Origin of the sequence: Endozoicomonas sp. ALB115 (assembly GCF_049310245.1) — a bacterium.
In the GTDB taxonomy this organism is placed as follows: domain Bacteria; phylum Pseudomonadota; class Gammaproteobacteria; order Pseudomonadales; family Endozoicomonadaceae; genus Endozoicomonas.
This window is the reverse complement of record NZ_JBLYZG010000015.1, coordinates 41,314-64,132: the sequence shown is the minus strand read 5'-3', so window position 1 is coordinate 64,132 and position 22,819 is coordinate 41,314. Positions and strand designations below refer to the sequence as shown.

17 protein-coding genes are annotated in these 22,819 nt (G+C 50.1%); 7 read left to right on the top strand and 10 right to left on the bottom strand.

Annotation, left to right across the window (positions count from 1 at the left end):
- Positions 1 to 86 precede the first annotated feature (86 nt).
- From metF to ACO6VE_RS09590, 4 genes are all read right to left on the bottom strand, one after another.
- On the bottom strand, positions 87 to 947 hold the full coding sequence (metF, locus tag ACO6VE_RS09605; RefSeq protein ID WP_422461020.1) for a methylenetetrahydrofolate reductase [NAD(P)H]: 861 nt from the start codon (positions 945 to 947) through the stop codon (positions 87 to 89).
- Between the two features lie 59 nt (positions 948 to 1,006).
- Positions 1,007 to 2,422: an adenosylhomocysteinase gene (gene ahcY / locus ACO6VE_RS09600; RefSeq protein ID WP_422461018.1), complete on the bottom strand. Its 1,416-nt coding sequence runs from the start codon at positions 2,420 to 2,422 to the stop codon at positions 1,007 to 1,009.
- A 192-nt stretch (positions 2,423 to 2,614) separates the two neighbouring features.
- Entirely contained in the window at positions 2,615 to 3,778 is a 1,164-nt protein-coding gene (metK, locus tag ACO6VE_RS09595; protein ID WP_422461017.1) for a methionine adenosyltransferase, read from the bottom strand.
- Between the two features lie 101 nt (positions 3,779 to 3,879).
- Positions 3,880 to 4,842, bottom strand: a complete 963-nt coding sequence (locus ACO6VE_RS09590) for an ArsR/SmtB family transcription factor (RefSeq protein WP_422461015.1) — start codon at positions 4,840 to 4,842, stop codon at positions 3,880 to 3,882.
- 285 nt (positions 4,843 to 5,127) lie between these two features.
- Here ACO6VE_RS09590 and ACO6VE_RS09585 point away from each other — a divergent pair, with 285 nt between their 5' ends.
- Entirely contained in the window at positions 5,128 to 6,522 is a 1,395-nt protein-coding gene (locus ACO6VE_RS09585; protein WP_422461013.1) for an Npt1/Npt2 family nucleotide transporter, read from the top strand.
- A gap of 39 nt (positions 6,523 to 6,561) precedes the next feature.
- On the opposite strand, the gene ACO6VE_RS09580 is transcribed toward ACO6VE_RS09585, so the two are convergent.
- On the bottom strand, positions 6,562 to 6,990 hold the full coding sequence (locus ACO6VE_RS09580; protein ID WP_422449671.1) for a hypothetical protein: 429 nt from the start codon (positions 6,988 to 6,990) through the stop codon (positions 6,562 to 6,564).
- Between the two features lie 257 nt (positions 6,991 to 7,247).
- On the opposite strand from ACO6VE_RS09580, the gene tkt reads away from it, so the two are divergent.
- The 5 genes from tkt (at position 7,248) to ACO6VE_RS09555 (ending at position 15,019) form a co-directional block, all read left to right on the top strand.
- On the top strand, positions 7,248 to 9,245 hold the full coding sequence (tkt, locus tag ACO6VE_RS09575) for a transketolase (RefSeq protein WP_422461011.1): 1,998 nt from the start codon (positions 7,248 to 7,250) through the stop codon (positions 9,243 to 9,245).
- A 345-nt stretch (positions 9,246 to 9,590) separates the two neighbouring features.
- Positions 9,591 to 10,466, top strand: coding sequence for a polyamine aminopropyltransferase (gene speE, locus ACO6VE_RS09570; protein WP_422449669.1), 876 nt, complete (start codon positions 9,591 to 9,593; stop codon positions 10,464 to 10,466).
- Between the two features lie 36 nt (positions 10,467 to 10,502).
- Complete coding sequence (speA, locus tag ACO6VE_RS09565; protein ID WP_422461009.1) at positions 10,503 to 12,521, top strand: biosynthetic arginine decarboxylase; 2,019 nt, start codon at positions 10,503 to 10,505, stop codon at positions 12,519 to 12,521.
- Complete coding sequence (locus ACO6VE_RS09560; protein WP_422461055.1) at positions 12,521 to 13,486, top strand: adenosylmethionine decarboxylase; 966 nt, start codon at positions 12,521 to 12,523, stop codon at positions 13,484 to 13,486. The genes speA and ACO6VE_RS09560 overlap by 1 nt, the downstream gene beginning before the upstream one ends.
- 294 nt (positions 13,487 to 13,780) lie before the next feature.
- Complete coding sequence (locus tag ACO6VE_RS09555; protein ID WP_422449667.1) at positions 13,781 to 15,019, top strand: Bcr/CflA family multidrug efflux MFS transporter; 1,239 nt, start codon at positions 13,781 to 13,783, stop codon at positions 15,017 to 15,019.
- Between the two features lie 68 nt (positions 15,020 to 15,087).
- On the opposite strand, the gene ACO6VE_RS09550 is transcribed toward ACO6VE_RS09555, so the two are convergent.
- From ACO6VE_RS09550 to ACO6VE_RS09535, 4 genes are all read right to left on the bottom strand, one after another.
- The gene (locus tag ACO6VE_RS09550) at positions 15,088 to 16,104 is read right to left on the bottom strand and encodes a hypothetical protein (RefSeq protein WP_422449666.1); all 1,017 of its coding nucleotides are present in this window, start codon (positions 16,102 to 16,104) and stop codon (positions 15,088 to 15,090) included.
- A gap of 172 nt (positions 16,105 to 16,276) precedes the next feature.
- The gene (locus ACO6VE_RS09545) at positions 16,277 to 17,362 is read right to left on the bottom strand and encodes a hypothetical protein (protein WP_422461007.1); all 1,086 of its coding nucleotides are present in this window, start codon (positions 17,360 to 17,362) and stop codon (positions 16,277 to 16,279) included.
- Positions 17,363 to 17,585: 223 nt separating this feature from the next.
- Positions 17,586 to 18,701, bottom strand: a complete 1,116-nt coding sequence (locus tag ACO6VE_RS09540; protein ID WP_422461005.1) for a hypothetical protein — start codon at positions 18,699 to 18,701, stop codon at positions 17,586 to 17,588.
- Between the two features lie 222 nt (positions 18,702 to 18,923).
- Entirely contained in the window at positions 18,924 to 19,997 is a 1,074-nt protein-coding gene (locus ACO6VE_RS09535) for a hypothetical protein (protein WP_422461003.1), read from the bottom strand.
- Between the two features lie 184 nt (positions 19,998 to 20,181).
- On the opposite strand from ACO6VE_RS09535, the gene ACO6VE_RS09530 reads away from it, so the two are divergent.
- Positions 20,182 to 21,207 (top strand): type I glyceraldehyde-3-phosphate dehydrogenase, encoded by a 1,026-nt coding sequence (locus ACO6VE_RS09530; protein WP_422461001.1) that lies wholly within the window; start codon positions 20,182 to 20,184, stop codon positions 21,205 to 21,207.
- A 30-nt stretch (positions 21,208 to 21,237) separates the two neighbouring features.
- On the opposite strand, the gene ACO6VE_RS09525 is transcribed toward ACO6VE_RS09530, so the two are convergent.
- Positions 21,238 to 22,116 carry a hypothetical protein gene (locus ACO6VE_RS09525; protein ID WP_422449661.1) on the bottom strand — a complete coding sequence of 293 codons (879 nt, stop codon included), beginning with the start codon at positions 22,114 to 22,116 and terminating at the stop codon, positions 21,238 to 21,240.
- Between the last annotated feature and the right edge of the window lie 703 nt (positions 22,117 to 22,819).

The window sequence follows — 22,819 nt, the reverse complement described above, 5'->3', positions numbered from 1 at the left end:
GGGCACTGGGTTGAGAGTTATGAGTTACGGAGGAACAGGAATAATAATACCATTCACAATTCCCTCACAACTCATAACTCATGCCATCAATCAGCCAAAATGCCCAGGTTATCGCAGATACCCTGGCAGGGAACCGCCTGATTAAGGGTATAAAAGTGCAAACCCGGAGCACCACCTTGCAGTAACCTCTCACAGAGCCGGGTTACCACCTCTTCACCAAACTGCTTAATACTGCTGATATCATCGCCATAGGCTTCCAGTTGCTTACGAATCCATCGTGGAATCTCGGCACCACAGGCATCGGAAAAGCGAGCCAGGCGGCTATAGTTGGTGATCGGCATGATTCCGGGAATCACCGGGAGATCAATGCCCAGTGAGTGCGTACGCTCCAGGAAATAGAAATAACTGTCTGCATTAAAGAAATATTGGGTAATCGCCGAATCCGCGCCGGCATCCACCTTACGCTTGAAGTTTGCCAGATCCTTTTCCATATTGGGTGCCTGCGGATGAACTTCCGGATAAGCGGCAACCTCGATATGAAAGTGATCCCCGGTTTCAGTACGAATAAACTCCACCAGCTCATTGGCGTAGCGCAGTTCGCCACTGTCACGTCCCATACCTGAAGGCAGATCACCTCTCAGGGCAACAATACGCTCAATGCCCTGGTCACGGTAAAAATTCAGCAACTCTTTAATCTGCTCCCGGGAGTCACCAACGCAGGAAAGGTGAGGAGCGGTTGCTATTCGAGTCTGGCTCTGAGTTGACAGCACAGTTTCAAGGGTTCTGTCCCGTGTTGAGCCACCAGCACCGTAGGTCACCGAGAAAAATTCCGGTTGGTATCTGGCCAGGCTGAGGGCATTCTGCTCAAGTTTCCGGGCACCCTCTTCTGTTTTAGTGGGAAAGAACTCAAAGCTGACAGGAGTATTATTGGTTATTGTATTTGCCATGGTAATCACCAGCAGAGGTCGCTGGCTGGTGAAGAGACATCAGCCAGCGAAAAAGACATTTAGTACTTGTAATCGTCGCTCTTGAAGGGGCCATCAACAGGTACATTGATGTAGTCAGCCTGGCCTTGAGTCAGCCGGGTAATCACACCACCAAAGCCTTCCACCATGTAGGCAGCGACTTCTTCATCCAGTTTCTTGGGCAGTACGGTTACAGCCAGCTTGTCTGATTTTTGATCGGCTGGCAGGTCAGCAAACCCTGCTTCATAAAGGTGAATCTGGGCCAGAACCTGATTAGCAAAGGAGCCGTCCATGATACGCGACGGGTGTCCGGTAGCATTGCCCAGGTTTACCAGTCGCCCTTCGGAAAGCAGTATCAGGTGATCATTGCAAGAGTCATCCCGGACGATCTTGTGGACCTGCGGCTTGACCTCTTCCCAGGTCCAGTTATCCCGCATGAACTGCGTGTCTATTTCGGTATCAAAATGGCCAATATTACAAACCACACAGCCATTTTTCAGGGCTTTCAGCATGTGGCGGTCACAGACATGAACGTTACCCGTGGTGGTCACCAGCAGGTCAGTGGTGGCCAGCAGCTCCCGGTTGATAGCAGCGTCGGTGCCATCGTTAACACCATCAATGTAGGGTGAAACCACTTCAAAGCCATCCATACAGGCTTGCATGGCACAGATCGGATCCACTTCCGTTACCTTGACAATCATCCCTTCCTGACGCAACGAAGCGGCGGAACCTTTGCCCACATCACCGTAACCAATCACCAGCGCTTTCTTGCCCGCCAGCAGATGGTCGGTGGCCCGCTTGATGGCATCATTCAAAGAGTGGCGACAGCCATACTTGTTGTCGTTCTTACTTTTGGTGACCGCATCATTAACATTGATTGCCGGTACTTTCAGGGTACCTTTTTCCAGCATCTCCAGCAGGCGGTGAACCCCGGTGGTGGTCTCTTCAGAAATGCCGTGAATGTTGTCCAGCAGTGCAGGGTACTTGTCGTGTAACAGCAGTGTCAGGTCACCGCCGTCGTCCAGCACCATGTTGGCTTGCCAGGGCTTACCGGCACCATCGAGGACCGTCTGCTCGATGCACCACCAGAATTCTTCTTCGGTCTCACCCTTCCAGGCAAATACCGGTATGCCAGCTGCGGCAATGGCGGCGGCGGCGTGATCCTGGGTAGAAAAGATATTACAGGAAGACCAGCGTACCTCAGCACCAAGTGCTACCAGCGTTTCAATCAGTACCGCAGTCTGGATGGTCATGTGAATGCAGCCCATGATCTTTGCGCCTTTCAGCGGCTGAGAATCACGGTATTTGGCTCTGATCGCCATCAGTGCCGGCATTTCACCTTCGGCAATCTGAATCTCGCGCCTTCCCCAGTCCGCCAGGGAAATATCAGCCACCCGGTAGTCCGGGCCCTTGGTGGCGCTGTGCAAATCAGCAGTTAACTCAGGGTTAGCACTCATAAAACGTATCCTGTTCTGCGTATTATCCGAATTATTTTGCAGTCTAGCAGCGGCAACAACCTATATCAACAAACTTTGATATAGATGCTGCATTTGCTTTATTGGCAAGGTAGAACAATACAGAGGAAAGGAAAGAGTATTGAGAAAAGCAGGTAAAAAAGGCAGCCAACCGGCTGCCTGAAGAAGGAAAAATTAAAGGCCTGCAGCCTTGCGAAGCTGTTCCGCTTTATCGGTGCGCTCCCAGGTGAACTCGGCCTCTTCCCGGCCAAAGTGGCCATAGGCTGCCGTGGATTGATAGATTGGACGCTTGAGATCCAGCATCTTCACCAGTCCACCGGCACGCAGATCAAAATATTCACGCACCAGTTCAACAATACGCTGATCGGACACCCTACCGGTGCCAAACGTGTTAATGGAAATCGAGGTAGGCTCAGAAACACCAATGGCGTAGGACACCTGAATCTCACAACGATCCGCCAAACCGGCAGCAACAATGTTCTTGGCAACATAACGGCCGGCGTAGGCGGCAGAACGGTCAACCTTGGATGGATCCTTACCGGAGAAGGCACCACCGCCATGACGGGCCATGCCACCGTAGGTATCAACAATAATCTTGCGTCCGGTCAGACCGCAGTCACCAACAGGCCCGCCAATCACAAATATACCCGTCGGGTTAATGTGGTATTTGGTGTCTTCATGGAGCCAGCCTTCCGGGAATACAGGCTTGATAATCTGCTCCAGCACTTCACGACGAATTTCATCCAGAGAGACATCCGGAGAGTGCTGGGTAGAAAGCACCACAGCATCGACACTCTGCACCTTACCATTCTGGTCGTAACGCATGGTTACCTGACTCTTGGCGTCAGGACGCAACCAGGGTAACACACCATTCTTGCGCAACTGCGCCTGGCGCTTAACCAGCTCATGGGCATAGTACACAGGGGCAGGCATCAGCACCGGTGTTTCATTGGTAGCATATCCAAACATCAGGCCCTGATCACCAGCGCCCTGTTCGTGTTCGTCGGTTTCATCAACACCAACGGCAATGTCCACAGACTGCTTGCCAATGGCATTCAGAACCGCAACGCACTCACCATCGAAGCCCAGGTCTCCATGGTTATAACCAATGCTGGTGACGACATTACGAACCAGCTCTTCAATATCAACATAGGTGGTGGTGCGTACTTCACCGGCAACAATCACCATGCCGGTTTTCACCATGGTTTCTACCGCAACCCGTGCTTCCGGGTCATCCTTGATGATGGCGTCCAGAATAGCATCAGAAATCTGGTCAGCAATTTTGTCTGGATGCCCTTCAGATACCGACTCCGATGTGAATAGCGAATACTCAGACATAGCCGTTTTACCCTCTTGAAAAAATTGAGTGCGCCTCTTTGATTTCATGAAACCATCTGCTCATAAAATACGTTCAATTGAGGCGTTAACCAGGTCATCGTTTATCCGGCAAGGAAGAAACGTCGGACCTGGATCTGAAAACCATTGCGTAACCCCAGATACTGGGATTCACCGCTGATTAATCCCGCTTTATCCGCCCATTGAGCCAACTCACCCGCACTGAAACCAAGCCACAGATCACCACAGGACTCCCGAACCCAGTCCTGGTCATGATGGCTGAGTTCACTGATAAACAGGCTCCCACCGGGCTTCAATAGCCGGGAAGACCAGTTAAAGATGTCCGCCGGACTGGGAACATGATGCAGCACCATATTGATGACGATACAGTCAAAGGCGCTGGTCATGTTGCTCAGCGACTGGATCTCGCCATGAACAAAAGTGACATTGCCAATGCCTTGCTGTTTGGCCAGCGCCCGGGAGTAACTCAGCATTTTTTCCGAGTTATCCAGTGCGTAAACCAGCTTGAACACAGAGGCGAGTATTGGCAGAAAGTTTCCCTCACCGGGACCAAGCTCAAGGGCCAGGCTCTGTTCAGGAAAGTCGGTAGTCTCAATAAGGTCTGCCACCGTTTCAGCATAGAGCTGGTGCTCGGCAATCAACTCCTGGTGCTGACGGAATTCTTCGCTATTGCGGGCAAAAAATGCCTGGGACAGTTCCGCCCGCTGAAGGCGAATGGCCTGAAGCTGTTCGGCAAGATCTTGAGGTAGCGGTATACCATCCACCGCCTGAAACAATGAGCGGACAACCCCTTCAAGATGACCTGCCGATGTGGGCAGTGCCCGACGGTAGAAAACCGTGTTGCCTTCTTTGCGGGTTGAGACTAACCCGGCCTGAGACAAAACCTTCAAATGATGGCTCATGGCTGGCTGACGCATGGCAAACACACCGCTCAGCTCCAGCACACCGAGAGACTCTGTGCTCAAGACCCTCAGAATCTGTAATCTCAGAACATCGCCACTGGCTTTGCTCACCGTGGCCAGCTGCTCAAAAGCATCCGTCAACACACGTCATCCTTTCCAATCACTTAAGCACAGTAAATCATTGACTCATTTACCGGGATATTCGAAGGGGGAAGTTTAGCAAGAGCCAAAATCTATATCAAAATATTTTTATATACAATCAATAGACACAAGAAATCCAATCTCTGCACTATATTTATCCAGCACTTTCTGTGCCTGAATGACAACAGCCTGCTGAGCATCAGTATCTGGAAGCAATAACGGGAGGTAGGAAACACGCGGTATATGACTAAAAATTCATCCAGAAACGTTGCTGGTAATTCCAATTCGATGCTTTATCTGCAAATTGCCATGCTGTCCTGTTGCACCTTCAACTTTGACATACTCTGGAACCTGAAAGAGTCATTGCTCATAACCCGGCTTGGTGCGGAAGCCATTCCCTTCATCAAGTTGATCGTTGTCATGCCTGTCGCTTTTATTTTTTTAATCACCTACAGCTTTCTGGCTAACCGGCTCAGTAAACGTACCCTGTTTGCCGTTGCATTAATCCCTTTTCTGATCTGGATGCCGTTGTTTTCCATGGTGATCCATCCAAACCTGGAGTCTTTCGCCCCCACCGCAGCGCTTGCCCTGCTGTCCCCACTCATCCATGAAAACCTGCAATTTATTGTCGGCATGGTCTATTACTGGCCCCTGACGCTGTTCTTTGCCGTGGCGGAACTCTGGGGATCGGCGGTGATCTGCACCCTCTTCTGGACAGCCGTCAATGATTTCCACAATGCCCAGAGTGCCACCCGGCAATATCCCCTGATCACCATGATCGGCAGCAGCGCATCCATTATTTCCGGCCCTATGCTTTACTACTGCGTTTCCAGGGGAGTTATGGCCCCGGATTCAGGCTGGCAGGAGAGCCTGGAGATCTTATCACTTCTGTTCGTGCTTTTCGGGCTGTTGATTCTGCTGCTCAATGAATACTGCTACCGCTTAACTTCGAACAACCTCACAGGTAGCGCCAGCGGGAAGACACACACCCCAACCAACCTGCCGTTGCTGGCCAGCGCACGATACCTGTTGCGCTGCCCGTACCTGGCCAGCATTGCGCTGGTTATGCTGGCTTATTGCATCGCCATTAACATGGTTGAGCTGGCCTGGAAAAGCCAGCTGGTGCAGCTGTACCCCTGCGAGGCAGACTACTCGATGTTTATGGGCAAGGTGGCCATGATCAGCGGCATAGGCAGTCTTATCTGTGGTCTGCTAACGCCAACCCTGCTGAAGATCAGCTGGTGGGCAGCGGCTTTCGCAACCCCCATTATTCTGACAGCCACGGCCCTGCCTTTTTTTCTCCTGGCCATGTTTCAGAAATCACAGGTCAGCTTTTTCGGTATTTGTTATATGGATCTGACCATGATCGGCTTGCAGATCGGCATGTACTGCCATGCCCTTGGCAAGTCGGCAAAATATACGCTGTTTGATGCCACCAAAGAGATCACTTTCGTACCTCTTGATGCTGAGCGAAAGTACAAGGGAAAAGCAGCTATTGAGTTAGTGGTGACTCGGGTTGGCAAGTCAGGCAGCTCTTTTTTTCAACAGATTTTAATTACCCTTTTTGGCTCCCTCAGCCTTGCCATGTCCTGGCTGGCAGGGGCTTTTATACTGGCCATTGCCCTGTGGCTGATCGCCATCAAGCATTTGGGCAGACATTACCATGAGCGAACGGAACTCTAGGAGGCTGACCAACTGATGCCCGGATTATGAAGCCTGTCTTTATCTCCAGTGCTTACCGATCAGCATTGCGCCTTCCGGAATATGGCCTGCACAACCAGGCACAGGACACTGAGGATAACCTGCAATGTTCACGCCATTCAGACCCCAGGACCAGATGCCATCCTGGCGGTAGTCATGCATCACTTCCTTTTTACTGACACAGGTATTGGAGTTATTCTGCTGGTCAGCGGCCATCCGGCATTTTGCACAGTATTCGTCGTGCATTTTTCCTTCTGCACCGACAGTTATGGCATTTCTTTTACCGTCAACCTTGATATTGTAATCTGACAGCCCTCTCTGGTTACTCTGTGGCAAGGATTGCTTTGACTCTATCGACATGGCTCTCTTATCGACAGCCTTCTCCTTCTTTGATTCTGGCGTGGTAAAACTATCCCTGGGGAGCGGTTGGGTACCAGTTAAGGGGCTCATAAAGCCTCCGGAATTCAACGTACAAAACACGTACATATGTGACACCACGCACCGATGATAGTTCAACGTTTCAATCACTTCATTAATAGGCCTGCCTTGTTTTCCATCTCACCTGTTGTTTTCAATCTCACAGACAGTAATAGCAGATTATTTCTCTGCATCTAGTCAGTAAACCAATATGGATGAAGAATGCTGCCGGTTTCGCTAAACTAGCGCGCGAATTTAACCAGACTGGATTCCCAGGAGCAAAGATTCCCATGTCCTCACGTCGTGAGCTTGCCAATGCCATTCGCGCCCTCAGCATGGACGCCGTACAAAAAGCCAAATCCGGTCATCCCGGTGCCCCCATGGGGATGGCTGATATTGCTGAAGTGCTGTGGCGCGACTATCTGAATCACAACCCCGCCAATCCAGAGTGGGTGGATCGTGACCGTTTTGTGTTGTCCAATGGCCATGGTTCCATGCTGATCTATTCCCTGCTGCACCTGACCGGGTACGATCTGGGCACTGATGACCTGAAAAACTTCCGTCAGCTGCACTCCAAAACGGCAGGCCATCCCGAGTATGGTTATGCACCGGGCATTGAAACCACCACCGGTCCCCTGGGCCAGGGCATCGCCAATGCCGTTGGTATGGCCGCCGCCGAGAAGGCACTGGCCGCTCAGTTCAACAAGCCTGGGCACGATATTGTTGACCACCATACCTACGTCTTTATGGGTGATGGCTGCATGATGGAGGGTATCTCCCATGAAGTTTGCTCCCTGGCGGGCACCCTGGGCCTGGGCAAACTGGTGGCATTTTACGATGACAACGGCATCTCCATTGATGGTGAAGTGGAAGGCTGGTTCACCGACGACACCGTCAAGCGCTTTGAAGCTTACAACTGGCATGTCATTCCGGCGGTTGACGGTCACGACCCTGAAGCGATCAAAGCCGCCATTGAAGCCGCCCGCGCCGAACAGGACAAACCCACGCTGATCTGCTGTAAAACCATTATCGGCTTTGGTTCACCCAACAAAGCCGGTAAAGAGGAGTGCCACGGCGCGCCGTTAGGCGATGATGAAATCAAGCTGACCCGCGAGCGTCTCGGCTGGCAGCATGCACCGTTTGAAGTGCCTGCTGACATCTACAACCAGTGGAATGCCACAGCAGCCGGTGCCGCCAAAGAAACCGCCTGGAATGGAATGTTCGCAGCCTATCAGGCCGAATACCCGGAGCTTGCGGCAGAATTTACCCGTCGCCAGAAAGGTGATCTGCCCGCTGACTTTGCCGAAAAGGCATCGGCTTATATCAAGTCCTGCCAACAGGAAGGTGAAAAGATCGCCAGCCGTAAGGCCTCCCAGAACACCCTGAACGCTTACGGTCCGCTCCTCCCGGAACTGCTTGGCGGTTCGGCAGACCTGGCGGGCTCCAACCTGACCCTGTGGAGCGGCTCCAAAGGCATCAAGCGTGACGATGCTGATGGCAACTACCTGTTTTACGGCGTCCGTGAATTCGGCATGACCGCCATGATGAGCGGTATTGCCCTGCACGGTGGTTTCATTCCTTACGGCGCAACCTTCCTGGTCTTTATGGAATACGCCTGCAACGCCGTCCGTATGGCCGCGCTGATGAAACAGCGCTCAATCCTGGTCTACACCCACGACTCCATCGGCCTGGGTGAAGATGGTCCAACCCACCAGCCTATCGAGCAAATCGCCAGCCTGCGCATGACACCGAACATGAATGCATGGCGTCCATGTGACACGGTAGAATCTGCCGTCGCCTGGAAACATGCCATCGAACGTGTTGATGGCCCCAGTGCCCTGATCTTCTCCCGCCAGGGCCTGCCATGCATGGCCAGAACCGATGAACAGATTGCCCGGGTTGAACGGGGTGGTTACATCCTGAAAGAGTGTGAAGGTACGCCTGAGCTGATTCTGATAGCTACCGGCTCAGAAGTAGAACTGGCTATGAACGCCGAGGCGGCTCTCTCTGCCCAGGGACATAAAGTACGTGTGGTCTCCATGCCATCGACAGACGTGTTTGATGCCCAGGATGCTGAGTACAAACAGTCCGTTCTGCCCCTGGAAGTGCCTGCCCGTATTGCGATTGAAGCCGCTGCTGCTGACTTCTGGTACAAGTACGTTGGCCTGGATGGGCGCATTATTGGCATGACCACCTACGGTGAGTCCGCTCCGGCAGAAGACCTGTTCCCATACTTTGGCTTTACTGTTGACAATATCGTGGCAATCGCCGAAGAACTGCTCGGGTAAATCCATTCAGCCATCCCGGTAAAGGGATGGCTGTCCTCTCATCGTTGAAAACGACCATCTACACTGTTGGCCGTTTTTTCCTCACTTTCCCAACTTGGCATCCGATATCCATGCAGGTTTAATTCAGCTTTTTTAAAATAAAACATTTCAATCTGACAATGTCGTCTTATTTCCCCTGGGTGGGCCTTGCGGCAACAGGGAATAACCAAAGTTCATACCCGTGAACAACCGTTTCCCCATCAGGCCCGCTGCCAATCATTTGGCTATTGGTCCAATATTCAACAGATTCATCGGCATACAACGAGTATTTGCGGTTCTTTTTATTTATCGACAGGATTGGCAACAATGCACTGCGAAGATACCTATCAGGAAACACTGTATTCAGGCTATGGACAGAATTTTTCGATTGACCGGCTGCTGTTTGAAGATCACACCGAACACCAGCATCTGATCATCTTTGAGAACCGGTTCTTTGGCCGCATCATGGCCCTGGACGGCGTGATTCAAACCACCGAAAAAGACGAGTTTATCTACCATGAAATGCTGACCCATGTGCCCATCCTGGCCCATGGCAAGGTAAAGCGCGTACTGATTATTGGCGGTGGCGATGGCGGTATGCTCAGGGAAGTACTCCGGCATCAATCCATTGAACAGGTCACCATGGTGGAAATTGACCGGGCTGTGGTCGATCTCTGCCGCCAGTGGCTGCCGAACCATTGTGCCGGGGCCTATGATGACCCGAGAGTTAACCTGGTGATTGAGGATGGCGTCCGGTTCGTCAACAACCACGGGATCGCCGACCATAGCTTCGATGTTATTATCTCTGACTGCACCGACCCTATCGGTCCGGGGGAAGTCTTGTTCTCCTCTGAATTTTACCGGGGATGCAAACGACTGCTGACTGATAAAGGCATTTTCGTTGCCCAAAACGGGGTACCGTTTATGCAGTTGAATGAGGTAACAACCACCGCCCATCGCCTGGCCAGCTATGTATCGGACCTGCATTTTTACAGCGCCGCCGTTCCCACCTACGCCTGTGGCATCATGACCTTTGCCTGGGGCACCGATGACCTTAAAGCCCGCCATATCCCCCTGGTCGAACTCGAAGCAAGGTTTGCCCTCAGCGGTATTACCACGCGCTACTATACTCCATCGGTCCATCAGGCAGCTTTCGCCCTGCCCCGTTACATTGAAACAGCTATTTCAGAAGCAATGGCGTAAAGCAGTAAGGCAGCCTCCCGGGGGTTAAGGCAGGTAATGGCGAAAAAAACAGAGTTAACGAACACAACACCAGCCGGGAGCAGCGATGGGACTGAAGCGTTAACCGCCAGAGATCCGCAATATTCTGGCAATAAGGATCGCGACGGGTGGAACCTTGATCAAGCACGCTCCACCTATAACATCCGTTTCTGGAGCCAGAATCATTTTGATTTGAACGATCAGGGTCATGTCACGGTCAATATCAAAGGCATACCACCGGTTGAACTGAGTACCATTGCCAGCCAGCTGAACCGTCAGGGCGTATCCCTGCCGGTACTGGTGCGTTTTCCGCAGATTATCCATCAGCGTCTGGATAATCTGTGCCACGCCTTTAACTGGGCCATCCGTGATTACGGTTACAACCATCGATACCTGGCCGTTTACCCGGTCAAGGTCAACCAGCAGCGGACGGTGGTGGAAGATATTTTGAACAGTCAGTCCTCCGGCAAACAGCCACAGCTGGGCCTGGAATCGGGTAGCAAACCGGAACTGCTGGCAGTTCTGGCCCTGGCCAAACGGGCCAGCTCAGTGATTATCTGTAACGGCTACAAAGACCGGGAGTATATTCGCCTGGCCCTGATCGGGGAAAAGCTGGGTCATCAGGTTTTTATTGTTCTGGAAAAGCTCACCGAACTGGACATGGTACTCAGCGAAGCGGCCAGCCTGGGTGTTCAGCCCCGTCTGGGCCTTCGGGTACGTCTGGCTTTTCAGGGCAAAGGCAAGTGGCAGGCCAGTGGTGGGGAAAAATCCAAGTTCGGTCTTTGCGCCAGCCAGGTACTCCATGCGGTGGAACGGTTAAAGCAGGCCCGGCAACAGGAGTCTTTGCAGCTCCTGCACTTCCACCTGGGTTCCCAGATCGCCAATATCGAGGATGTGCGCAAGGGTGTCAGTGAATGTGGCCGCCTTTATGCCCAGTTGCACCGTATGGGCTTGCCGATCCGGTTTGTTGATGTGGGCGGCGGCCTGGCAGTGGACTACGAAGGTTCTCGCAGTCAGAGTTCCTGCTCCATGAACTACAGCCTGCAGGAGTACGCCAACAATATCGTCTTCACCCTGGGCGATATCTGCCAGCAGTACGACCTGCCGGTTCCGGGTATTATTTCCGAGTCGGGCCGACACCTGGTGGCACACCACGCGGTGCTGATCACCGATATCCTGGGGGTGGAAAGCTATGAACCGGAAGTACTGCCCCCCCCCAGCGCGGATGCCCCCCTTCTGCTGCATAATATGTGGAGTTCCTGGCAAGACCTGAGTCATAGCCGGGGTGAACGCACCCTGACCGAGATTTATCACAACAGCCAGGCTGACCTGGCAGAAGTCCACACCCAGTTTGCCATGGGACTGTTGGGGCTTGAGCACCGGGCCTGGGCAGAAAACACCAGCCTGCGACTCTGCCATGAACTGAAAGCCCGGCTCTCCCCCCACATCCGGGCCCATCGCCCGCTGATTGATGAACTCAGTGACAAACTGGCAGACAAGTTCTATGTGAACTTCTCCCTGTTTCAATCCCTGCCCGATGCCTGGGGTATTGATCAGATCTTTCCGGTCATGCCCCTGTCCGGTCTGGATCGCCCGCCAAGCCGCCGGGCAGTAATGCTGGATATCACCTGTGACTCCGACGGCGTCATTAATCAGTACGTAGACGGCCAGGGCATAGAAACCACCCTGCCAGTGCCTCAATGGCAACCGGCAGACCCGTTCCTGATCGGTATTTTCATGGTGGGTGCCTACCAGGAAATTCTGGGGAATATGCATAACCTGTTCGGGGATACCGATGTGGCCTCGGTCCACATCAATGGGCAGGGAGAAGTGGAAGTCACCGGTTACCAGGCGGGCGATACCGTGGAAAAGGTGATGCGTTATGTCAACCTGCAGCCGGAAAGCTTTCTTCGCACCTACCGGCAGCTGGTCAGGGAAAACCTGCCACCAGGACAACAGCGGGCCATACTGGCGGAACTGGAATCAGGGCTCCGGGGCTACACCTACCTGGAGTTTATTGGAGGGAGCCTGCCGTGATGTTTTTTGAAGGCTCAGAAAAAAAAATAGAGATCGTCACCAGCCCGGAATGGATTTCCCTGAGGACCCTGGGCAGAAGCTTCTGGGCACAGATGGTGGCCAGAGCCCGGGCCGACATCCTGGCCATTCTCAGCAACGAACACTGTGACGCTTATCTATTGTCGGAGTCCAGCCTGTTTGTCTGGCATGATCGGTTTCTGATGCTTACCTGTGGCACTACTACTTTGGTGGATGCTGCCCTCTACTTTTTTGAACAGACCCCTCTGGAGCATATCCGCTGCGCCCGATTCCAGCGCAAAAATGAGTACCAGCCCCATCTTCAGATGACGTCCTTTATGGACGACGTTGACCGACTGAGCCAGCGTGTGCCCGGCTGTGCCTTTCGTCTGGGCTATCCGGATGGCCATCATAGCTTTGTATTCCATCTGGACAAGCCCTATGGACCAGCGCTTGATGACACCACCAGCGAACTGCTGATGTACCATATCCGGGGGGAGAATGCTGACAGCCTGCGCTGTGAGCACCAGACGATTAAAGACATCCGTCGTTTGCTTAAACTGAACAGGCTGTTTCCGGACTTTGCCCTGAGCGACTGGCTGTTTACCCCCTGTGGTTACTCCCTGAATGCGATTCGGGGTAACCGCTATGCCACCATCCATATCACACCGCATAAAAACAGCTCATACGTCAGTTTTGCCACCAACCTTGATCTGGCCAACTCACCGATTGTCACCATACTGCTGAAACAGCTGAACCCTGGCTGCTGGGATCTGATCGGTTTTAATGCCCGGCGACCAGAAGAGTTACTGGCGGAAAATACGCCATACCAATGTCTTGCAACCGGTGAAATCCAATTAAGCTGCGGCTATCGCATGAGCTTCAATCACTTCCAGCACCCGAATCACAGGAACGTGGCGGCAGAAAAATTATCACCAGAGAAGCGACCGGCAGTAAATGCATGGTAAGTACTATTTATACAAGTGTACTTTTCTATTTATCGCTTAATGCTTTTATGAAAGAATTATTTATAGCCGTATAAACTATAAATTGATGCCGTTACCTGTCCGTTACCAACCATTGCTTTAGCGGACAAGACGTTCCCTCATAAACAATAAACCAGTGTCGTGCATTTCTCAAAGTGCTACAGCGGTTCGGCTGTTAAGTCAGACAATTTTTATATAAATGCAGCCACCGCCATTTCGGGACAAAAACCTCTTGAAACCCAAACTCCCGGCTGCCCGAAAATATGAGCCTGAAAAATGACAACGTCAACTCATCTGGTAACAACAGAGAACCGGGGCGAGCGCTTGTTCCTGATTCTGACCCTGGGGGCGCTAACAGCACTTGGGCCGTTGGCCATTGACCTCTACCTGCCCGCCATGCCCACCATCGCAAAGAGCATGGGGGAGCCATTAAGCCGGATACAGTACACGCTGAGTGCCTATACCATTGGCTTTGCCATAAGCCAGCTGGTGTGTGGCCCGTTATCGGACCGGTTCGGCCGGAGAACGGTCATGTTCCCGGGCATCATCTTCTATATCCTGACCAATATTCTGGCCGCCCTGTGTACCAGCGCCACCCAGCTGATTATTGTCCGGGTACTGCAGGCGATGGCCGGAGCGGCCATTATGGTGACGATTCCGGCCATGATCCGGGATCTGTTCCCCAGGGAACAGGTAGCCAAAGCACTGTCCTCCATTCTCATGGTCATGACCGTGGCACCCTTGGCTGCGCCACTGTTGGGCGGGCAGATTCTCAAGTTCTTTGGCTGGCAGAGCCTGTTTATCTTTCTGGCGATAACCGCCTGCCTGTCATTAATTCTGGCCTTTTTCCGGGTTAAGGAGACATTGCCAGCTGAAGACCGGCTTATGGTGTCGCCAGTACAACTGGCACTGAACTACGCCAACATCCTGAAAAACCGGGAAGCCATTGGCTGTATTCTCTGCCATGCTTTTTTCTTTGGTGGCATGTTTGCGTTTATTTCCGGCTCTCCCTTCGTCTACATTGAGCTGTTTGGCATCCCCGCTGAACAGTATGGGCTGTTCTTTGCCATTAACATCCTGGCCATGGGGATCACCAATATGGTGAATATCCGCCTGGTTGAGCAGTTCAAACTGTTTACGATTCTGCGCTCAGGCAGCCTGATCGCAGCGGTCTCTGCACTTTTGCTCCTGCTAAACACGGTTACCGGCTTTGGCAGCCTGCCCGGACTGATGATCCCGATTGCCTGCTATATCGCCTGTATTGGCTTGACGGGTCCTAACTCCAACGCCCTGGCCCTGGCCCACTTCCCCAAATCGGCAGGAACAGCAAATGCCCTGGCAGGCGCACTGCGTTTTACCATGGGGGGGATTGCCTCTGCTTTGGTTGGTTACCTGCATGATGGAACAGCCATTCCCATGGCAGCGGTGATGGCTGGTTGCGGAATACTCTCTATCGCTTCACTGTCGTTGGTAAAGAAAGAAGGAGAAATAGAAGCGCCTGTAACGGTAGGTTAAGGCTGTCCGAAAATTGTCCCTGAACTTTATCTGGTTCAGGGACGCTGAAATAGCCCACTCACTCACATTTACGGTGTGGTTTGTGCAAAAATATTTCTACATTTCTGAACAGCTTTAGCTGCTTTTGACATCTTGCGTTGCAGTTTTTCATCCGCCCGGATCAGTCCAGCAATGGCACTTTTGTCAATGCGGGATAACAGCGAATCAAAAGCATCCAGATGCTCCTTCATTATTGCTCTCTCAATATCTGAAACCGGATCTGGTACGCGAATTGACCTGTCTGGTAGAACAAAGGATTTCAGGTTATGTTTAATGTTATCGAGATCCGCCATTAGTTTAAGAGTGTGATCCTGTTGCACCTTAGTCACATCCTTCAGCTGTTGATACTCCCTTTCTAACAACGCAATCTTTTCAGATTTATCAATACGCTGGTGACCATTAATAATCGATTGGTCTACGCGTAAAAGTTGTGCCAATTCCAGAAAGAGCTTGTCATCAAATGGTTCTTTAGTTTTTAGAATATCCAATTGTTTCCTGGGATTAAACAGGTCGGGAGCGTTTGTTAAGCAATGGATAAATAGGTGATTAAGAACAATACCAACTTTTCCTTGCCCGCGGCACAATTCGAGCTTACACGTCTCCAGATCAGCTAAACCCGGTCTAACCGGTGTCGGCGCGCCCCTGTAAACCGAGCTTGTCGTATAATTGGCAGGAGTATGGGTCTTGTGGGTGGCCAACTGACTGAGCGGTTCTGACTGATCTGTGCTACACAGTTCGACTGCGCCTGTATCATCAGGATCATCTGACAATGACTGCAGGCTTGCCCCTGATGGATCCACGTTATGGTGACTATTGCCAAACAGCAGGGATAATCCGGACACCGCGAAAATCGCGCCACATACCGCAGCCAGAACATAGAAGCCAGTGGACAGGGCAGCCACAGCGGCTACTCCCGAGACAAAACAGGTCACTGCTTTAAGTGCTTTAATAGCGCGACCAAGCCAGCGGCCAGAACCAGTAGATGCCGGATCATCTTGAGCAGATCCCAAGCTATTTGGGGGGGGCATCGGGGCTTCAGAGATCATAAATTATATTCCTTTAGAATGCCCTAATTAGAGTGTGCAGCTGTTAAAAAGTTTTATTTATGAAAAAAAATAATTGCTGCTGGAACAAGCCCCGGCTGGAGGAATGCCTGGGAGGCTGTCCGAGAATTGGTCCCTGAACTTTCTCTGGTTCAGGGATACTGAAATAGACCACTCACGACCATTTACGGTGTGGTTTGTGAAGAATATTTCTACATTTCTGGACAGCTTCAGCTGCTTTTGACATCCTGCGTTTCAGTTTTTCATCAGCCCGGATCAGTTCAGCAATGGCACTTTTGTCAATGCGGGATAATAGCGCATCAAAAGCATCCACATGCTCCTTCATTGTTGCTATATCAATATCTGAAACTGCATCAGATTCGCTAATTAAACTGTCTGGTAGAACAAAGGCATGCAGGTTCTGATTAATGTTCTCGAAATCCTCCTTTAGTTTACAAATACTATTCCGTTGCAACTCAGGCACTTCCGCCAGCTGTTTATACGCCCTTTCTAACAACGCAATCTTTTCAGATTTATCAATACGCTGGTGACCATTAATAATCGATTGCTCTACGCGTAAAATTTGTGCCAATTCCAGAAAGAGCTTGTCATCAAATGGTTCTTTAGCTTTTAGAATATCCAATTGTTCCCTGGGATGAGTCAGATCGCGACAGTCTTTTAAGCAATGGTAAAATATGAGACTAAGAACTGTATTAACTTCTGCTTGCCCGAGGCGCAAATTAATCTTACACATCTCCAAGTCAGCTAAATCCGGTTTATAGCGATTACCGGGGATTTCATTGCCCCTCTCTGACCTCGTTGTATTAACCGGATCCGAAGGGTTCCGGTAAAACATTTCCTCTCTGAAATGACCAGAGACACTTTCGTAAGTAGAGTTACGTGTTATCGGGCAAGTACCAATATGGCCGAGAACTTCTTCTTTATCACCATCATCTTCTTTATCACCATCATCTGCCGGTGATTGGGAATCGTACTCTGAAGCATCCTTAGCTTGATTAATATTGTCAAACAGCGAGGGTATTGCTGGTACAACGAAAACTGCCCCCAATAACGTTGCCACAAGATAAACGCCTGTAGCCAGAATCACGACAGGCAAAGCGACTACCCCCGAGACAAAAAGGCCCACTGCCTTAAGTACCTTGATCGCTCGCCCCTTCCAAGAGCCAGAATCAGGAGATGCCGGATCATTTTGAGAAGCTCCCAAGCTGTTTGGGGGAGTTGTAGGGTTTCCAGAGATCATAAAATATTCCTTTATTGCATTAGAATTCCCTTATTAGAGTGTGCAGTTGTTAAAAAGTTTCATTTATGAAAAAAAATTATTGTTTACCTGAACCGTCCCGGTTGGAGGAGTGCCAAGGGATTGACCACATTGGTGTATTTTTCGGTATAGAACGGCCTTCTCCATGAAAGCCGTGATTTTGTTCAAACAAGCTATTTCAGAGTCCCAGAAATGGCCCACTTCATTAATATTTACGATCAGTCCCGTTTAAAATATTTCGACATTTATTAATCACTGCATCAAATTCTGACAACCGTCTCTGCAAAAAACCATCGGAGTCAATAAAGCAACCAGGCAGCGAGCACTTTCTAATGTCGGCCAACAGTGTATCCAAGGCATCCAGATGACGATTCATTTGTGCCACTTCATTTTCCGGGACCGGATCGGGGATGGAAATAATTCTGCGTACCAGGGAATAGCGTTCCAGGTCTTTTTCAAGGTTTTCCAGATTGACCATGTGAGTGTTAGCATGCTGCAACTGCGCTTGTAATCCTTCCTCCTGCTGTTCAACCAGTTTTTCCAGCAACTCAATCTTGACAGCCTTATCCGTTTGCTGGTGACTATCAATAACCGATTTCTCTACTTTTAAATTTTTTGCCAGAAGCAGAAATAAATTTTCATCAAATGGTTCACTGGCCCTGAGATCACCTATTCGTTGCCTGTAATCAGAACCACTGAGCCCTGTCAAGCTATTCATCCTCATGGCCTCAAGAACAAAACGGACATTTCTGATAACATCATGCAGCTCACTGTCACACCTTAACAGTTCAGTTGTGGACAGTAGGCCCACGCCATTATTGGTGCTGACATTAACTGTCGGCGGATTCACTGGCTGCAACGGCACCGACGAGCCCCTGTAAACCGGGCTTGTCAAAGGATCGGCAGGAATATGCGTATTGTGGGTGGCCACCTGACTGACCGGTTCTGACTGGCCAGTGCTACACAGTTCAACCTGACTAACCGGTTCTGACTGATCAGTGCTACACAGTTCGACTGCGCCTGAATCATCAGGATCATCTGACGGTGACTGTGGGCTTGCCCCTGATGGTTCCACGTTATTATGACTTTTGCCAAACAGCAGGGATAACCCGGAAACAGCGAGAATCGCCCCGCATACCGCAGCCACAACATAAAAACCAGTAGCCAGGGCAGCTACAGCGGCAACTCCCGAGACAAAACAAGTCACCCCTTTAAATACTTTAATAGTGCGACCAAGCCAACTGCCAGAACCAGTAGTTGCCGGATCATTTTGAGCAGCCCCCAAGCTATTTTGGGGGGTTATCGGGGCTCCAGAGATCATAAGGTATATTCCTTTATTGTCTTAGAATTCCCTTTTTAGAGTGTGCGCCTGTTAAAAAGTTTCATTTATGAAAAAATAATTATTACTGCAACAAGCCCCGGTTGGAGGAATACCAGGGGATTGACCACATTTGTGATATTTTTCAGTACGGCACGGCCTTCCCCATGGCCGCCGCGATTTTTGTTCAAACAGGCTATTTCAGGGTTCCTGAAATGGCCCGCTTCAATAATATTTACGATCAGTCCCATTTAAAATATTTCGACATTTTTTAATCGCTGCATCCGCTTCTGACAACCGTTCATGCAATGAGTCATCAGCGTCGATAAGGTCAGCAAGCGAGCGCTTTCTAATGTTGGCCAACACTGAATCCAGGGCATCCACATGACGCTTCATATGTGACACGTTACTTTCTGGTACCGGATCAGGTATTGAACTAATGTTGAGTAACGGGGAGTGGCTTTGCAGGTCTTCTTTAAGGTTTTCCAGATTGACCATTTGAGTTTTAACATGCCCCAGCTGTACTTTGGGCACATCCTTCTGCTGTTCAACCAGTTTCTCCAGCAAATCAATCTTGACAGCCTTATCCAGTTGCCGGTGATTATCAATAACCGATTTATCTACCTTTAAACGTTTTGCCAGAAGCAAAAATAAATTTTCATCAAATGGTTCATCAGTTCTAAGAGTACCTATATGCTTCCTGTAAGATGACGGGCTGTCAGCTGTTAAGCTATACAGCCTCATGGCATCTAGAGCCACATGGACATTTCTGATCCCATCGTCCAGTGTACTGTGACACCTCAGCAGTTCAGCCTTGGGCAGGAGGCCCCTGCCACTATTGGTGCTGTCATTAACCGTCGGTGGACTCATTGTCTTTAACGGTGTCGACGCGCCCCTGTAAACAGTGCTTGTCGTATAATCGGACGGAGTATGGGTCCTGCGGGTGACCACCTGACTGACCGGTTCTGACTGATCAGTGCTACACAGTTCGACTGCGCCTGTATCATCAGGATCATCTGACAATGGCTCTGGGCTTGCCCCTGATGGATCCACCTTATTGTGACTATTGCCAAACAGCAGGGATAATCCGGACACCGCGAAAATCGCGCCACATACCGCAGCCGCAATATAGAAGCCAGTGGACAGGGCAGCCACAGCGGCTACTCCCGAGATAAAACAGGTCACCGCTTTAAGTACGTTAATAGCGCGACCCAGCCAGCTGCCAGAACCAGTAGATGCCGGATCATCTTGAGCAGTGTCCAAGCCATTTTGAGCCGGTATTGGGTTACCGGAGATCATAAGATATATTCCTTAATTCTATTAATAATGCCCCCTTAGATTGAGTGAATGTTTAAAAGTTTCATTTATAAAAAAAAGAATAATTGTTTGCTGAAACCCGGGTCAGGTGCTCAGAGACTGGTCACATTCCTGATATTTTCCGGTACAATGCCCAGCGCTAACAACCGCTGGAAACAAACAAACGATGACATACAGGGTGGCCATTAACGGGTATGGGCGAATCGGCCAGTGCGTGCTGCGTGCACTCTATGAAAATGGCTTTCGTGATCATCCTGTGCATGGTATGGAAGTGGTCGCCATCAATGAGCTGGCCAATATTGACACGCTGACCTACCTGACCCGCTATGATACCACCCATGGCCGTTTTCCGGGCCGGGTGTTTGCAGACGATAGCCACCTGTTGATCGGCGATGACCGCATTCGGGTGTTTAACCAGCCAGATCCACAGGAAGTCAACTGGCAAGACCTGAACATCGACCTGCTACTGGAATGCTCAGGCTCGTTTAATGATCGGGCTACCGCAAATCTTCATATTGAACGGGGAGCTTCCCGTCTGCTCTTTTCCCAGCCAGCAAAACCGGACGTGGATGCAACCATCGTTTACGGTATCAATGAACAGCAGTTAAACGCCAGGCACTGTATTGTTTCCAGTGCATCCTGTACCACTAACTGCATTGTGCCTGTGCTCAAAACGTTAAACGACGCCCTCGGGATTGACTATGGCTCCATGACCACCATCCATTCCGCCATGAATGATCAACCGGTTATTGATGCCTATCACCAGAACGACCTGCGTCTGACCCGCAGCGCCCTGCACTCCATCATCCCGGTTGATACAGGCCTTGCCAAAGGCATTAACCGTTTGCTGCCTGAACTCAGGGGGCGATTTACAGCCAGTGCCGTGCGGGTTCCCACCATTAATGTTTCCTGTATTGACCTGACGGTTCAGGTCAGCAGAAACACCTCAGCAGCAGAAATCAATCATATTCTGGAACAGGCCACCTCTGGTCGTCTTGAAGGGATACTGGGTATGACCAACGAGCCCCACGCCTCAGTGGATTTCAACCATGATGCCCGCTCATGCATCGTTGATGGTACACAAACCCAGGTTTCTGCCAACCGTCTGGTCAGGCTACTATGCTGGTTTGACAATGAATGGGGCTTTGCTAATCGGATGCTGGATGTTGCGGGTTACTGGCTAGGAGCCTGAATAACGTACTTTTGGCTGTTTTCGAATGCCTTAATCGTCAACTAGTACCACTATGATGCGTTTTTCTGCCAGATCGTCACTATTTTCGCTATGGTATACGATATCCTCAGGCTGGTGAATCAGATCACCTTGATCATTGGAAAACATATACCCGGCATTCCCGATTTCTTCGTCATTAGGGCCATAAGGATAATTCTCTACAGTGCCTTTAACAGGGAATGTTACTTTTGAACCAGGTGACTTTTTGCCAATATTAAGCCCGCCTCCTGAATACTTCACACCCGTTTTGGTTGCGTTGGTATTGTCATTCAATTGAACGACCATACTTTTTTTGCCGGGATCTTTATGCCAGTGCATACCTTTTATCCCCCTTGAGGGAATTAACGGGTAACGAATGAGGTAAATACCCACAACGTTTACCGAACGATCCCGCCACTGAAATTCATCGGCCATTTTATCCAATGCTTCTGAGCATAGAGCCCGGATTGCAACCGATGAAGTAGTCAAGCTGGCCTGAAATACCTCCTTGTTCATCAAATGACTATTTTCATCAAACTGAATTGGCATTTCAAAGCATAAACGGGCGGTGAATAAAGGATTTTCAGAATTAATAGTAAAATCCAGACTTTCAAATATATTGCTTGAATTTATATATCTTACTCCACGATGACCGTCCAGAAAATTATTGACAAGCTCCGAACAGAAATATCTATCATCATTATTTATTTCCAAATTGACCTGATCTAAAAGAGGTTTAGAAAACACAGGGCAAATGGTTCTGAATCTATCGCCAAATTTTATGTTTGTGGCCTGTGTATGTTTTTTTTCATCAGAAAATCCATCAGAATTTCCAGAGGCGGCTGTAAAAGCTGACGTCGTTGAGGGGGAAGAAAAGTCAGCACGTAACATCGTTATCACTCCCTTGGTCTGATAAGTTGTTATTAATAGACTGAGTCAAACACAGCAGCATTAGAGTTCCCAAAGCACAAAAAGTTCAACAAAAAGTGAATAAACTGGTAATTTCAACCATCCCCAATGATGAAACCCGAGATAATTGCCGTACTCACATCAGATCACCGGGTAATCCCGCAGAAATTTGCTTTAAGTAGTTGGCCAAATGGAATCGTATATTTCTGGCTAAGTGGGCAGTTGCTATGCAAGGCGCAACGTAGGGAGCATAGCCGTAGCTATGTGACCGGAGTTGCAACGCCGCAGAGTGACTGACAACTTAGTCAGAAATATATGATTTCATTTGGTTAACTACTTATCGCCGATACCTGCCTTTTACTTTGGTGGAAGCTGAGTGTTGGTATCCTGTAAAGTCTGAGATCCTGAAACGCCATAAGTTGTCACCAGCTATCCCCGCACCATTAACGTTTTCAAACAACATCCACGATAAATTTTGTGACCCTTTGGAAACTCTTGGATCACCGTTTGATTCAGGTCATAAGAGCGTATCAATGCATACCTGAAGTGTCATTTATGTGCTATTGTCCCCGACGTTTTTTCGCTATTCCCCAGGCAATTTCTTCCAGGCAGGTATTAATAAGTAGCTAACCATATGAAATATGGCCAGCTACTTAAACAATGCTTACCTCTGAGAAACTCAGCC

Coding starts and splice junctions, on each gene's coding strand:
- metF (WP_422461020.1), bottom strand. CDS start 947: ATGGCAAATACAATAACCAATAATACTCCTGTCAGCTTTGAGTTCTTT.
- ahcY (WP_422461018.1), bottom strand. CDS start 2,422: ATGAGTGCTAACCCTGAGTTAACTGCTGATTTGCACAGCGCCACCAAG.
- metK (WP_422461017.1), bottom strand. CDS start 3,778: ATGTCTGAGTATTCGCTATTCACATCGGAGTCGGTATCTGAAGGGCAT.
- ACO6VE_RS09585 (WP_422461013.1), top strand. CDS start 5,128: ATGCTTTATCTGCAAATTGCCATGCTGTCCTGTTGCACCTTCAACTTT.
- ACO6VE_RS09580 (WP_422449671.1), bottom strand. CDS start 6,990: ATGAGCCCCTTAACTGGTACCCAACCGCTCCCCAGGGATAGTTTTACC.
- tkt (WP_422461011.1), top strand. CDS start 7,248: ATGTCCTCACGTCGTGAGCTTGCCAATGCCATTCGCGCCCTCAGCATG.
- speE (WP_422449669.1), top strand. CDS start 9,591: ATGCACTGCGAAGATACCTATCAGGAAACACTGTATTCAGGCTATGGA.
- speA (WP_422461009.1), top strand. CDS start 10,503: ATGGCGAAAAAAACAGAGTTAACGAACACAACACCAGCCGGGAGCAGC.
- ACO6VE_RS09560 (WP_422461055.1), top strand. CDS start 12,521: ATGTTTTTTGAAGGCTCAGAAAAAAAAATAGAGATCGTCACCAGCCCG.
- ACO6VE_RS09555 (WP_422449667.1), top strand. CDS start 13,781: ATGACAACGTCAACTCATCTGGTAACAACAGAGAACCGGGGCGAGCGC.
- ACO6VE_RS09550 (WP_422449666.1), bottom strand. CDS start 16,104: ATGATCTCTGAAGCCCCGATGCCCCCCCCAAATAGCTTGGGATCTGCT.
- ACO6VE_RS09545 (WP_422461007.1), bottom strand. CDS start 17,362: ATGATCTCTGGAAACCCTACAACTCCCCCAAACAGCTTGGGAGCTTCT.
- ACO6VE_RS09540 (WP_422461005.1), bottom strand. CDS start 18,701: ATGATCTCTGGAGCCCCGATAACCCCCCAAAATAGCTTGGGGGCTGCT.
- ACO6VE_RS09535 (WP_422461003.1), bottom strand. CDS start 19,997: ATGATCTCCGGTAACCCAATACCGGCTCAAAATGGCTTGGACACTGCT.
- ACO6VE_RS09530 (WP_422461001.1), top strand. CDS start 20,182: ATGACATACAGGGTGGCCATTAACGGGTATGGGCGAATCGGCCAGTGC.
- ACO6VE_RS09525 (WP_422449661.1), bottom strand. CDS start 22,116: ATGTTACGTGCTGACTTTTCTTCCCCCTCAACGACGTCAGCTTTTACA.